Genomic DNA, 12,425 nt, shown 5'->3' with positions numbered 1-12,425 from the left:
CTGCACTGGGAGGAGTTCGTGGGCTATTCCTATATGAAGTTTGATAATCATATAGGAAGTGTGAGGCAGGTCAAGTTTTCCGGCCTGGCTGTTGCGACAAAAAAGAAGCCCGGCGCATTGCCGGGCTTCCTTGCGATTGCTGGCCTGGGATCACACAATGCGGGTCCTGGGCGGCCCGCCTTCCTCAAGGGGCTCCAGTTCCACTGTTCCCTCGAATGCCTGCGCGAAGCGGGTGAAGGAATTCCTGATGTGCTGTGCCATTGCAGCTTCTGCTTCCTCCGGCCGGCAGGCCTGGATGGCCTCCCTGACGGCCGAATGCTCTGCCATGGTGCTGGCCCCGTCAACGTCGGCCGGGTAGAGGCGGAAGGTGTGCAGGTGGCAGTGCGTCTGGGCGAAGGCGTGCCGGACCACGGGGTTTCCGGCTGCGGCAAGGATGGTGTCGTGGAAGCGCGTGTCATGCGCAACGAGGTCCTGCCGCAGGTCGCCGCCGGCCTGGATGACGCCCTGGAATGTGGACAGTTCCTTTTCGAGGGTGCGGGCGGGGTTGGCGAGCCGGTCCACTGCTGCCGCGCGGGCGGCCCAGGGCTCCACCAGCAGCCGGAATTCAAACAGGGACCGCAGTTCATCCAGGCCCAGCAGGGGAGTGGTGCTGTAGCCGCGCCCCGGGGTATAGACCACCAGGTTGTCGCCTTCCAGCCGCTGGAGCACTTCCCGGACCGGTGTCTGGGATACACCCATGGTGCGGGAAACGGCGTCGATGTTGATTCGGGTGCCCGGTTCGATTTCCCCGTTGAGGATAGACGCGCGCATCGCGGAGTAGACGTCGGTGACGGCTGCTTTGATGCGGGAAGTCTCGGACGGTTGACGTGGTGGCACGCGTTTTACCTCTTTGCAGTGTGTTGCCGGAGTCGCTGTGGGAATCATAAGCCACCGGCCGGTTCCGGGAGCTCGGGCAAGTTTTTTGGACAGGGACTTGTCCTGGATCACTTTCTATATATGATTAACCACATTCCTATATGATCGTTCCCCCCAATAACCGCGCCCGGCCCTCTTTGCGCCGTGTCGCCCGAAGCCCATGTTTACGTCAAAGGAGACCGCATGACTGCTCTAGGCAGTAGGCTTGCCCCCAAAACTTCCCCCAAGGCTCCCCGCACCATGACCCGAAAACGCTGGATGATCATCTGGCTCGCCTTCATTGGCCTGAGCATCAATTACCTTGACCGCTCCAGCCTTAGTGTCGCGCTGCCGTTCATGGGCGAGGATTTCGAGCTCTCGGCAACCCAGCAGGGCCTGATCTTCGCGGCCTTCTTCTGGGCCTACGACTTCTGCCAGCTGGCTGCCGGCTGGTACGTCGACAAGGTGGGCCCGCGCAGGTCGTTCTCCCTTGCGGCCGTATGGTGGTCCATCTTCACCATGGTCACCGCCGCGGCTACGAACTTCTGGTCCCTTTTCGCCGCCCGGTTCCTGCTGGGCGTGGGCGAAAGCCCCGCCCCCAGCACGGCGGCCAAGGTGGTGGCCACCTGGTTCCCGGTCCGGGAGCGTGCGTTTGCCACGAGCATCTGGGATTCCGGATCCCGTGTGGGCGCGGTGATCGCCCTGCCGATCGTGACCCTGATTGTCGCCTTCACGTCATGGCACGCCGTATTCATCATCATCGGCTTTGCCGGCATCATCTGGGCCGCCGTCTGGTGGAAGGTGTACCGCAGCCCCGAAGAGCACCCGACGGCGGACGCCGCCGAGGTTGCCTACATCCAGGAAGGCGGTGCGCGCAGCGCCGCAAGCGATGACGAGGGTGCCGCGAAGCTTCCGTGGCGCTCGCTGTTCAAGTACCGGACCGTCCTGAGCATGATGTTCGGCTTCTTCTGCCTCAACAGCGCCATCTACTTCTTCATCACGTTCTTCCCGAGCTACCTGGTGAAGGAGCGCGGCTTCGACCTGCTCAAGCTGGGCTTCTTCGGCGCCATCCCCGGAATCTGCGCCGTGCTGTTCGGCTGGCTGGCGGGCTACGTTGCAGACCGCGCCGTCCAGCGCGGTGTCTCGGTGACCCGGGTCCGCAAGACCGCCATCGCTGGCGGCCTGACCGGCGGTTCGGTCATCATGTTCGCTGCGCTGGTACCGGAGGCCTGGATGGCGCTGGCCCTGCTGTCGGTGGCGTACTCCAGCCTGACGGTCGCAGCAACCGGCATCTGGTCGCTTCCGGCAGACGTCGCCCCCAGCTCACGCCACGTGGGCTCCATCGGCGGCCTCCAGAACTTCGCCTCCAACCTGGCCGGCATCTTCACCCCGATCCTGATCGGCGTCCTTGTGGACCAGACCGGCTCCTTCGTGGCGCCGCTTGCCGTCATCGGTGCCGTATCGCTGATCGGCGCCGCCAACTACCTGTTCGTGATGGGCAAGATCGAGCCCCTGAAGGTGGCTGAACCCGCAAAGGTCTAGCGGGAGGACCGCAAAACATAAGCGGACGACGGCGGGAGGTTCCCGCCGTCGTTCGCTTTGTTTTTTGCTCCACTAATCCTCCGGTCGGTGCAGATCCGGATCGGGCTGACTGATCAGCACCAGGCAAGGCTTATCGCAAAAAATGCGCAGGATTTCCCTAGGAATCCTAGTCTTGGACCAAATCCCGTTTTCGCATCCGGATCCGTGCTTACAGTTGTCTTACCAAAAAGCAGTCAGCCCGTGCCCGTGTGCAGCTTCCCTTTTCCTGGCAGCGGCTCAAGAAACCTCGGACCATCTGCTTCGCCCGGCCGGGAACGCGCAGGGAGATTGTCAACCAGCTCTGCTCTTCGTTCCCGTCCTCATGTGGCCGTCACGCGAAGAGCTCTGAACGGAATGCCACAGCATGAAAAAGCTTTCGCCGCAGGCCCTTCTAGCTATTTGCTCCGTTTTTGCTGTATCGGTGGCTCTATCCTTGACTCCGGCTGTGGCCCATGCCGATCCCGTAGCTGGCAATCCTTCCCCGGCGGCTCCCTCTTACTCGGCTCCGCTGCCGGAAGGTCAGAGCCGGTACATCGTTAAGTACGGCAATAATGTGAACGCGGAAGTAGAGTCCAGGTCTCTGGAACAAAACGGGATAGAAGTAAAAGCGACTCTTTCCCACGCAATGAAAGCTTCAGTAGTTGTAGCGACACCTGAGGAAATGGAGTCGCTTAAAAAATCCGCAGACGTAGCGTCCGTTGAACTCGACAGCCGTGCTTCGATTTCCAGTTCTACTTCCATCTGGGGGCTTGACCGGGTAGATCAACGATCTGGAAGAGACGGGCAGTACAGCTTCGATATTGAAGGCGCCGGGGTGAATGTCTACGTCGTTGACACCGGACTACTCCTCTCCCATTCAGAGTTTTCCGGCAGGGTCCCCATAAGCTGGAATGCAATCAATGACGGTAACGGGATTAATGACTGCAACGGTCACGGAACCCACGTCGCCGGCACCGCCGCGGGAACAACATATGGCGTTGCTAAGAAAGCGAACATCATTCCTGTCCGCACTCTTGAGTGCGACGGGAGCGGCTGGTCTTCAACGGTCATGGCCGGGATCGACTGGGCGATATCACATCATGTCGCCGGTCAACCGGCCGTGATGAATCTGAGTGTCGGCGGTTTTACTAATGCTTCATTTGACCAAGCCGTTCAAAGTGCCGTAAACGACGGGATAACAGTAGTAGCAGCCGCAGGCAACTCCGGTCAGGATGCCTGCATTACCTCCCCCGCTCGAGTTCCATCTGCCATTACCGTTGCTGCAACAAACATCAGCGATGCTCAAGCTTCATGGTCCAACTACGGTTCTTGCGTTGACATTCAGGCCCCCGGGGTGGCCGTCAGGTCTGCGTGGAATAGCTCTCCTACAGGTAACAACACTTTGGATGGCACCTCAATGGCCACTCCTCACGTTTCTGGTGCGGCTGCGATCCTACTTTCCCGTGATCGTTCGCTAGCTCCAGCAGATGTTCAGCAGACAATGATCAATAACGCTACGACGGGTGTCGTCAGCGCCAACAAGGGTGCAACTCCTAACAGGTTGCTGTTTGTACCCCGTCCCACTCCTGCTCTTCCCTCCTGCTCGAATCTGCAACTTGGTGATGCATGGGCCGGAGTAGGCACACATTGTGGGCTGCAAGGGACCGCAACTTCTGTTTTATCTACCGCTGAAGCCACTGTAAGTGCCAGCGAATCACCTGCCCCGGTCCAAGCCGCCAGCGAAGACTCTGCTTCTGGCTCCACTTTCGCTCCCGATGCGCCGGCCCCTGCTCGGGCCTATGCTCGCTCACTTCAGGCCGGATCCGCTTCCGCCCAACGCTCACCCGATGCCCGTATAGCGGACGAGGAAGTGCCGGCGGTAGAACCGGAAGTGATTCCACCTGCGGCCGTAACGGATGATTTTGCTAAGGACGCCGGGACTGCATCTTCAGAAGCACGCTTGTCAACAGCGCCTGCAGCCTCTGCTCCATCACCACTGAGTGCTTCCGCCCCAGTTCCTGTCGGCGGCACAGAAGCCACATCGGAGGGTAAAACTGACACTGAGGCGAACAACCTTGTTTGGGCAATCGCTGCCGGCTTACTGCTCTGTGGTTCGGCTTTTACATATGCAACCAGGAGATTTAGCCATTCAAGGCGGCTGGCAATGCAACCTCGCGGGGCTAACGCGGACTTTTGTCGATGACGCAGAACCTGTTGCCGTCGGGGTCGGCGAGGACCACGAAATCGGGGTCCTCCGGATACAGGTCCCAGTCGACGTACTGGGCGCCCAGTGAAACCAGACGTTCCAACTCGGCGTCCTGATCGTCCGCATACAGGTCCAGGTGAATGCGGGGGTGCTCCTGGACCGGCGTTTCGCTCAGCATGAGTGCAAGCTGCGCTCCGGGGCCTGATCCCGGCACCAGGATTACCCACGTTTCGTCCCCTGGCTCCTGCGGGACGTAGCCGAGGGCGGCGTGCCAGAAGGCGGTGGCGCGGGCCAGGTCGTTGACGCCGAGGACGGTGCTGCCGATGCTCAACATCCGCCCAGCCTAAACCCGATTCACGGAACCTGTCCTGCCCCGGAGCCGGAAGTCGAGGGCTGCCCCGCTAGACTCGCCTGCATGGGGAACAACAACGCACCTGAGGACCGCAAAATTCCGCCACCTGCCCGGGTCCTTGCCGCCGTCGTGCCCATTGCCGGCCTCGCGGCGGTAATGGCAGGCGGCCTCGTCGCATGGAGCAACGCGAACGCCAGCTTCGGCTGGTTCGCCTACGCGCCGCTGGGCAACCAGCTTTTCACCGGCAGCGGCATTGCCTTCGTCACCCAAGGAACACAACTGGGGCTGGCAATGGCCGTCGTCGGGCTGCTCGTCCTGGCATTCTGGGCTGGATATCGGATCGGCAAAAAGGCCGCGCGCTGAAGAAGCACACATTGGAACCGGCGCCTCGACGCGCTGGCAGAACTTCTGGACGAGGAGAAACCGTCATGACCGAGAACGCCATCCGGCTCGAACGCCGCTTCGCGCACCCCGCGGACTCTGTGTGGGCCGCCCTGACCACACCCGAGCTGCTGGCCAGGTGGTGGGCGCCGGGCGACATCGCGCCGGTCGCCGGCCACCGCTTCACCTTGGACATGGGCTCCTGGGGCCAGCAGCAGTGCGAAGTCCTCACCGTAAACCCCGGCAAATCCATCACATTCCTCTTCTCGGAGGGCGTCCTGGACACCACCATCACATGGCGGCTTGAGCCGGTGGACGGCGGCACGGTCCTCCACCACGAACACGCCGGTTTCCGCCTGGACACCCCCATGGGCAGGCAGGCCTTTGAGGGCATGGGCAGCGGCTGGCCCGGCCTGCTGGCGCAGATCGACGGAGTCCTCGCCGGCTTCTCCAGACGCTGAAGGAGGCGCACGACGGCGGGCGCGTCCCGCCGTCGTGCGTCCTCCTCGAAGGGGCACGGATTTTGCATCCCGCCCCGAAAACCTGTATGGTGTGAGCCGTGTCACCGACCAGTGGCACGTGCTTATGATCTGCGGCGGGAGAGTCCTGCCGGTACGTTCTGCAGGCGCCGTAGGAGCAAATCCTCCCCAGGAATCTCTCAGGCCCACGTACCGCCGCGGCAAGGCAACTCTGGAAAGCAGTCCGGGCAACCGGGCTCACCGACGGTGCAAGTGGCGCCCCGCTGAACGGCAGGGCAACGCAAAACTCTCAGGTCCAATACAGAGCGGGGAGGAACCCGAATCGAAGTGGCACCGTTTGCCACCTGAATTATGGAGTTCCTCTCATGACGGTTCACTCGTCCCCAACCACCTTCGCAGACCGCCATATCGGCGCGCGCCGCCAGTCCGACATCGACACCATGCTCAAGGCCGTCGGCTACGACACCCTTGACGGCCTGGCGGACAGCGCGGTTCCGGATTCCATCCGCCAGGACAAGCCGCTCACCCTTGAGGGCGCCCTCAGCGAAGTCCAGGTCCTCGCCGAGCTCCGCAAGCTGGCCGGCAAGAACAAGATGGCCGTGCAGATGATCGGCCAGGGCTACTACGACACCGTGACCCCGCCGGTGATCCGCCGCAACATCCTTGAAGCCCCCGCCTGGTACACCGCCTACACCCCGTACCAGCCCGAGATTTCGCAGGGCCGGCTCGAAGCGCTGCTGAACTTCCAGACCATGGTCCAGGACCTTACCGCGCTCCCGGTGGCCAACGCCTCCCTCCTCGACGAAGCAACCGCCGTCGCAGAGGCCGTGCTGCTGATGCGCCGCGCCAACAAGTCCAAGACTGCGAAGGACGGCAAGACCGTCCTGGACGCCGACCTCCTGCCGCAGACCATCGCCATTGTGCTGGGCCGCGCCGAGGCCCTCGGCTTCGAGGTGGAAATCGCCGACCTCACGAACGGCCTGCCCGAGGGCGACATCAACGGCGTCGTCCTCCAGCAGCCCGGCGTCTCCGGCCGCGTCTGGGACCAGTCCGCCGTCATCGCCGAAGCCAAGGACCGCGGCGCCCTGGTCACGGTCGCCGCCGACCTCCTGGCGCTCACCCTCATCACCCCGCCGGGCGAGCAGGGCGCCGACATCGCCGTCGGCTCCACCCAGCGCTTCGGCGTGCCGCTGTTCTTTGGGGGACCGCACGCCGCCTATATGGCTGTCCGCGACGGCATGGAACGCACCCTCCCCGGCCGCATCGTCGGCGTCTCCAAGGACAACGCCGGTGTCCCGGCCTACCGCCTTGCCCTGCAGACCCGCGAGCAGCACATCCGCCGCGAGAAGGCCACGTCCAACATCTGCACAGCCCAGGCGCTGCTGGCCATCGTCTCGTCCTTCTACGCCGTCTACCACGGCCCCGACGGCCTGAAGGCGATCGCCGAAACCGTCCACAACAACGCCCGCGCCCTAGCCGCCACGCTGAAGACCGCCGGCCGCGAACTGGTGTCCGACACCTTCTTCGACACCCTCACGGTCAGTGTTCCCGGCAAGTCCGCCAAGGTGATCACCGCCGCCGAAGCCCGCGGCATCAACCTGCGCCTCATCGACGCGGACACCGTTGGCGTGTCCGTTGATGAAACCACGACGCCGGAGGTCCTCGCCGCGGTTGCCGTCGCCTTTGGCGCCGGTCCGGTTGTGTCCGGTGAGGGCTTCGAGCTGCCCGAATCGGTGCTGCGCACCTCCAGCTACCTGCAGCACCCGGTGTTCAACACGCACCGTTCCGAGACCCAGCTGCTGCGCTACATCCGCCGCCTCTCCGACCGGGACTTGGCACTGGACCGCACCATGATCCCGCTGGGCTCCTGCACCATGAAGCTCAACGCCACCGCCGAGATGGAGGCCATTTCCTGGCCGGAGTTCGCGTCCATCCACCCGTTCGCCCCGGACTCCCAGACTGCCGGCTGGCGTGAACTGATTGCGGGCCTGGAAGCCGACCTTGCCGAAATCACGGGCTACGACCAGGTGTCCATCCAGCCCAACGCCGGCTCCCAGGGCGAACTCGCCGGCCTGCTGGCGATCCGCGGCTACCACCACTCCCGCGGGGACCAGCAGCGCAACGTCTGCCTCATTCCCGCCTCTGCGCACGGCACGAACGCCGCATCCGCCGTGCTCGCGGGCATGAAGGTTGTGGTGGTTGCCACCGCTGCAGACGGCACCATCGACCATGCCGACCTTGCGGCCAAGATCGAGGCCCACAAGGACGTCCTCTCCGCCATCATGATCACGTACCCGTCCACGCACGGCGTGTACGACTCCGATGTCCGCGAGGTGTGCGATGCGATCCACGCCGCCGGCGGCCAGGTGTACGTTGACGGCGCGAACCTTAACGCACTTGTCGGGCTCGCCCAGCCGGGCAAGTTCGGCGGCGACGTCTCGCACCTGAACCTGCACAAGACCTTCTGCATCCCGCACGGCGGCGGCGGACCCGGCGTCGGACCGGTTGCCGCCAAGGCCCACCTGGCACCGTTCATGCCGGGCGATGCGAACAACTCTGCCCATGAGGCCGGCCACGGCGTGGCAATTTCCGCTTCACGTTTCGGCTCCGCCGGTGTGCTCCCGATCTCCTGGGCCTACGTGAAGCTGATGGGCGGGCAGGGCCTGACCGAGGCCACCAAGTCCGCGCTCCTGGCTGCGAACTACGTCGCAGCCCGCCTGGACGAGCACTTCCCGGTGCTCTACACCGGCGAAAGCGGCCTGGTGGCGCACGAGTGCATCCTGGACCTGCGCGAACTGACCGCCCGCACGGGTGTCACGGCCGAGGACGTGGCCAAGCGGCTCATCGACTTCGGCTTCCACGCCCCCACGCTGTCCTTCCCGGTGGCGGGCACCCTGATGGTGGAGCCCACCGAGTCCGAGGACCTCGCGGAGATCGACCGCTTCATCGAAGCCATGATCACCATCCGCAAGGAAATCGACCAGGTGGCCGCCGGCGACTTCACCGTTGAGAAGTCCCCGCTGCGCAACGCACCCCACACGGCCGCCGCCGTCGTCTCCTCTGACTGGGACCGGACGTACCCGCGCGAGCAGGCCGCCTTCCCGGTGGCATCGCTCCGGCAGGACAAGTACTTCCCGCCCGTGGGCCGCATCGACGGCGCGGCAGGGGACCGCAACCTGGTCTGCTCCTGCCCTCCTCTTTCCGAGTTTGAGAACTAAGGATTCTGTGATGACTGAGAACTACACCGCGCTGTACGAGCAGCACAAGATTGCCGGCGCCTCCTTCACCGACTTCGGCGGCTGGCAGATGCCCCTGAAATACAACTCCGAACTGGCCGAACACCACGCCGTCCGTAACGCCGCCGGCCTGTTCGACCTCTCCCACATGGGCGAAGTGTGGGTTACCGGTCCCGACGCTGCCGCTTTCCTGGACTACGCCCTGGCCGGCAAGCTGTCCGCGGTTGCCGTGGGCAAGGCCAAGTACTCGCTGATCTGCCAGGAAGACGGCGGCATCATCGACGATCTCATCTCCTACCGGCGGAGTGAAGAAAAGTACCTGGTGGTCCCCAACGCCGGCAACGCTGCGGTGGTTGCCGCAGCGCTGGCCGAGCGGGCTGCCGGCTTCGACGTCACCGTAAACGACGTTTCCGCCGAGACCTCCCTGATCGCGGTGCAGGGACCGAACGCGGAGGCCATCCTGCTGACGCTCGTTCCTGCCGATCAGCACTCCCTGGTGACGGAGCTGAAGTATTACGCGGCGGTTGAAGTGGAGATCAACGGACAGCAGCTGCTGCTGGCCCGGACCGGGTACACCGGCGAGGACGGCTTCGAGATCTACATCCCCAACGAGGACGCCGCCGGCCTGTGGGACGCGCTGCTGGAAGTTGGCGCCGGCCACGGGCTCATCCCCGCCGGCCTGGCATGCCGCGACTCCCTCCGGCTCGAGGCCGGCATGCCCCTCTACGGCAATGAGCTCTCCCGCGAGGGGAACCCTTACGCCGCAGGCCTGGGCCCCGTGGTTTCGCTGGCCAAGGAATCGGACTTCGTAGGCAAGGCCGTGCTCGCCGAACTCAAAGCACTCGGCGCAGGCTCCACGTCCGGCCGCAAGCTCGTGGGCCTCAAGGGCCTGGGCCGCCGCGCCGGCCGCAGCCACTACCCGGTCCTCAAGGACGGCAACGTCGTGGGCGAAGTGACCTCCGGCCAGCCGAGCCCCACCCTTGGTTACCCGATCGCCATGGCCTACGTCGACGTCGAACATTCTGAACCCGGCACCGCCCTGGACATCGACCTCCGCGGCAAGCCAGAGCCCTTCGAGGTAGTAGAACTCCCCTTCTACAAGCGCCAGAAGTAACGTCCGCCCCGGCGGGGCTGACATCCGCCGGCCCTCGACGCTCTCTCACTTAATGCTGGTTTTGGGCCGACGCTCTCTCACTTGATGCGGGATCTGGGCCAACGCTCCCTCACTTTCTCAAACACGAACCTAAGGAAAAACACATGGCAAAAGTTGTTGCTGAACTGAAGTACTCCGCCGAGCACGAATGGGTTGCCGCGGACGGATCCGGACCCGCCAACATTGGCATTTCCGCTGTTGCTGCCGAAGCCCTTGGCGACATCGTGTATGTGGACCTGCCCGAGGTTGGCTCCACGGTCACCGCGGGCGAGACCTGCGGCGAGGTTGAATCCACCAAGTCCGTCTCCGACCTTTACGCCCCGGTCACCGGCGAGGTTGTGGAGATCAACGACGAAGTGGTCTCCGACCCCGCCCTGATCAACAACGATCCCTACGGCGCAGGCTGGCTGTTCAAAGTTGCCGTCACCGAAGAAGGCCCGCTGATGTCCGCTGAGGAGTACGCGGCAGCCAACGGCGGCGAACTGTGAACCCGGCCGCAAACACAGCAGTGACTGACTTCGAGCAGGTCATCTCCCCGTCCCTGGACGCGGACCTGTCCGCTCTGGACCCGGAGATCGCCGCGAAGATCGACGACGAACTCACCCGCCAGCGCGACGGTCTGGAAATGATCGCCTCGGAGAACCACACCGCCGTCGCCGTGATGCAGGCGCAGGGCTCGGTGCTGACGAACAAGTACGCGGAGGGCTACCCGGGCAAGCGCTACTACGGCGGCTGCGAGCACGTGGACGTCATCGAACAGCTTGCCATCGACCGGATCAAGGCGCTGTTCGGCGCGGGGTTCGCCAACGTGCAGCCGCACTCCGGCGCCCAGGCCAACGCATCGGTGATGCACGCGCTGATCAAGCCGGGCGACACCATCATGGGCCTGAACCTGGCCCACGGCGGCCACCTCACCCACGGCATGAAGATCAACTTTTCCGGCAAGCTCTACAACGTGGTCCCGTACGGCGTCCGCGAGGACACCCACACCGTGGACATGGCCGAGGTGGAGCGCCTGGCCCAGGAAACCAAGCCTGCGCTGATCGTGGCCGGCTGGTCCGCCTACGCCCGGCAGCTGGACTTCGCCGAGTTCCGCCGGATCGCCAATTCCGTGGGCGCGTACCTGATGGTGGATATGGCCCACTTCGCCGGGCTCGTGGCCGCCGGGCTGCACCCGTCGCCGGTCCCGCACGCGCATGTCACCACGTCCACCACGCACAAGACCCTCGCCGGTCCGCGCGGCGGCATTATCCTGACGAACGACGCCGACATCGCCAAGAAGATCAACTCGGCTGTGTTCCCCGGACAGCAGGGCGGCCCGCTTGAGCACGTGATCGCGGGCAAGGCCGTGGCCTTCAAGATCGCCGCGTCCGCCGAGTTCAAGGAACGCCAGGAACGCGTCCTGGCCGGCGCCCGGATCCTGGCTGAGCGCCTCACCCGCGAGGACGTCACGTCCGAGGGCATCAGCGTGGTTTCCGGCGGCACGGACGTGCACCTGGTCCTGGTGGACCTGCGCAACTGTGAGCTCGACGGGCAGCAGGCCGAGGACCGGCTCGCGGAAATCGACATCACCGTCAACCGCAACGCCGTCCCGTTCGACCCGCGCCCGCCAATGGTCACGTCCGGCCTCCGCATCGGCACGCCTGCGCTGGCCACCCGCGGCTTCGGCGAGGACGCCTTCCGCGAGGTTGCGGACATCATCGCCGAGGCATTGATGGCCGACGCCGGCACGGACCTTTCCGGGCTGCGTCACCGTGTCGAAGTACTCGCCAAAGCCCACCCGCTCTACCCGGGGCTCTAACCACCCCCGGGGCCGACGGACCGGACATTTTCACGCGTGCTGCTCCTTCGTCGCTTTGACGCACGCTTTCGAAAAGTCCGGCTCCGCCGGCCCCTCGTGCGCATGTCGCCTTGGTGACGCTCTACCCGCCCGCTACACGTCAAGTAAGGAATCCCACGATGGCCGTTGGTGTCTTTGATCTTTTTTCGATTGGGATCGGTCCTTCGAGTTCCCATACTGTGGGGCCGATGCGGGCTGCTGCTGTGTTTGCGGAGGAGCTGAAGAGCTCCGGCGATCTCGACAAGGTGGCGTCGTTGCGGGTGGATTTGTATGGGTCGTTGGCGGCGACGGGTCATGGGCATGGGACGATGACGGCGATTTTGT

General features: G+C 64.1%; 11 protein-coding genes and 1 riboswitch. Of the genes, 9 read left to right on the top strand and 2 right to left on the bottom strand.

Annotation, left to right across the window (positions count from 1 at the left end; genetic code table 11):
- Positions 1-150: 150 nt before the first annotated feature.
- Entirely contained in the window at positions 151-876 is a 726-nt protein-coding gene (locus Q9R30_RS02790; RefSeq protein WP_311216696.1) for a GntR family transcriptional regulator, read from the bottom strand.
- Between the two features lie 222 nt (positions 877-1,098).
- Here Q9R30_RS02790 and Q9R30_RS02785 point away from each other — a divergent pair, with 222 nt between their 5' ends.
- Positions 1,099-2,436: an MFS transporter gene (locus Q9R30_RS02785; RefSeq protein ID WP_104999128.1), complete on the top strand. Its 1,338-nt coding sequence runs from the start codon at positions 1,099-1,101 to the stop codon at positions 2,434-2,436.
- A 403-nt stretch (positions 2,437-2,839) separates the two neighbouring features.
- A complete protein-coding gene (locus Q9R30_RS02780) occupies positions 2,840-4,657 on the top strand; it encodes a S8 family serine peptidase (RefSeq protein ID WP_311216695.1) in 1,818 nt (605 codons plus the stop codon).
- On the opposite strand, the gene Q9R30_RS02775 is transcribed toward Q9R30_RS02780, so the two are convergent.
- The gene (locus Q9R30_RS02775; protein ID WP_311216694.1) at positions 4,635-4,994 is read right to left on the bottom strand and encodes a VOC family protein; all 360 of its coding nucleotides are present in this window, start codon (positions 4,992-4,994) and stop codon (positions 4,635-4,637) included. The genes Q9R30_RS02780 and Q9R30_RS02775 overlap by 23 nt on opposite strands.
- A gap of 81 nt (positions 4,995-5,075) precedes the next feature.
- Between Q9R30_RS02775 and Q9R30_RS02770 the strand changes: the two genes are divergently transcribed.
- The 7 genes from Q9R30_RS02770 to Q9R30_RS02740 all read left to right on the top strand — a co-directional run.
- Entirely contained in the window at positions 5,076-5,375 is a 300-nt protein-coding gene (locus tag Q9R30_RS02770) for a hypothetical protein (RefSeq protein WP_311216693.1), read from the top strand.
- Between the two features lie 65 nt (positions 5,376-5,440).
- Positions 5,441-5,854, top strand: coding sequence for an SRPBCC domain-containing protein (locus Q9R30_RS02765; protein WP_311216692.1), 414 nt, complete (start codon positions 5,441-5,443; stop codon positions 5,852-5,854).
- Positions 5,855-5,979: 125 nt separating this feature from the next.
- Positions 5,980-6,077, top strand: a riboswitch (glycine riboswitch).
- Between the two features lie 160 nt (positions 6,078-6,237).
- The gene (gene gcvP, locus Q9R30_RS02760; protein ID WP_311216691.1) at positions 6,238-9,090 is read left to right on the top strand and encodes an aminomethyl-transferring glycine dehydrogenase; all 2,853 of its coding nucleotides are present in this window, start codon (positions 6,238-6,240) and stop codon (positions 9,088-9,090) included.
- A gap of 10 nt (positions 9,091-9,100) precedes the next feature.
- Positions 9,101-10,222, top strand: a complete 1,122-nt coding sequence (gene gcvT, locus Q9R30_RS02755) for a glycine cleavage system aminomethyltransferase GcvT (protein WP_311216690.1) — start codon at positions 9,101-9,103, stop codon at positions 10,220-10,222.
- 143 nt (positions 10,223-10,365) lie between these two features.
- Positions 10,366-10,749 carry a glycine cleavage system protein GcvH gene (gcvH, locus tag Q9R30_RS02750; RefSeq protein WP_104999117.1) on the top strand — a complete coding sequence of 128 codons (384 nt, stop codon included), beginning with the start codon at positions 10,366-10,368 and terminating at the stop codon, positions 10,747-10,749.
- A 20-nt stretch (positions 10,750-10,769) separates the two neighbouring features.
- Positions 10,770-12,062, top strand: coding sequence for a serine hydroxymethyltransferase (gene glyA / locus Q9R30_RS02745; RefSeq protein ID WP_311216689.1), 1,293 nt, complete (start codon positions 10,770-10,772; stop codon positions 12,060-12,062).
- Between the two features lie 158 nt (positions 12,063-12,220).
- Positions 12,221-12,425 (top strand): serine dehydratase beta chain (locus Q9R30_RS02740; protein WP_311216688.1); only part of this gene is annotated, 205 nt, incomplete at its 3' end.

Origin of the sequence: Arthrobacter sp. AB6, assembly GCF_031844545.1 — a bacterium.
In the GTDB taxonomy this organism is placed as follows: domain Bacteria; phylum Actinomycetota; class Actinomycetes; order Actinomycetales; family Micrococcaceae; genus Arthrobacter.
The sequence above is the reverse complement of the archived record's forward strand: the minus strand, read 5'-3'. Positions and strand labels throughout refer to the sequence as shown.

Coding starts and splice junctions, on each gene's coding strand:
- Q9R30_RS02785 (WP_104999128.1), top strand. CDS start 1,099: ATGACTGCTCTAGGCAGTAGGCTTGCCCCCAAAACTTCCCCCAAGGCT.
- Q9R30_RS02780 (WP_311216695.1), top strand. CDS start 2,840: ATGAAAAAGCTTTCGCCGCAGGCCCTTCTAGCTATTTGCTCCGTTTTT.
- Q9R30_RS02775 (WP_311216694.1), bottom strand. CDS start 4,994: ATGTTGAGCATCGGCAGCACCGTCCTCGGCGTCAACGACCTGGCCCGC.
- Q9R30_RS02770 (WP_311216693.1), top strand. CDS start 5,076: ATGGGGAACAACAACGCACCTGAGGACCGCAAAATTCCGCCACCTGCC.
- Q9R30_RS02765 (WP_311216692.1), top strand. CDS start 5,441: ATGACCGAGAACGCCATCCGGCTCGAACGCCGCTTCGCGCACCCCGCG.
- gcvP (WP_311216691.1), top strand. CDS start 6,238: ATGACGGTTCACTCGTCCCCAACCACCTTCGCAGACCGCCATATCGGC.
- gcvT (WP_311216690.1), top strand. CDS start 9,101: ATGACTGAGAACTACACCGCGCTGTACGAGCAGCACAAGATTGCCGGC.
- gcvH (WP_104999117.1), top strand. CDS start 10,366: ATGGCAAAAGTTGTTGCTGAACTGAAGTACTCCGCCGAGCACGAATGG.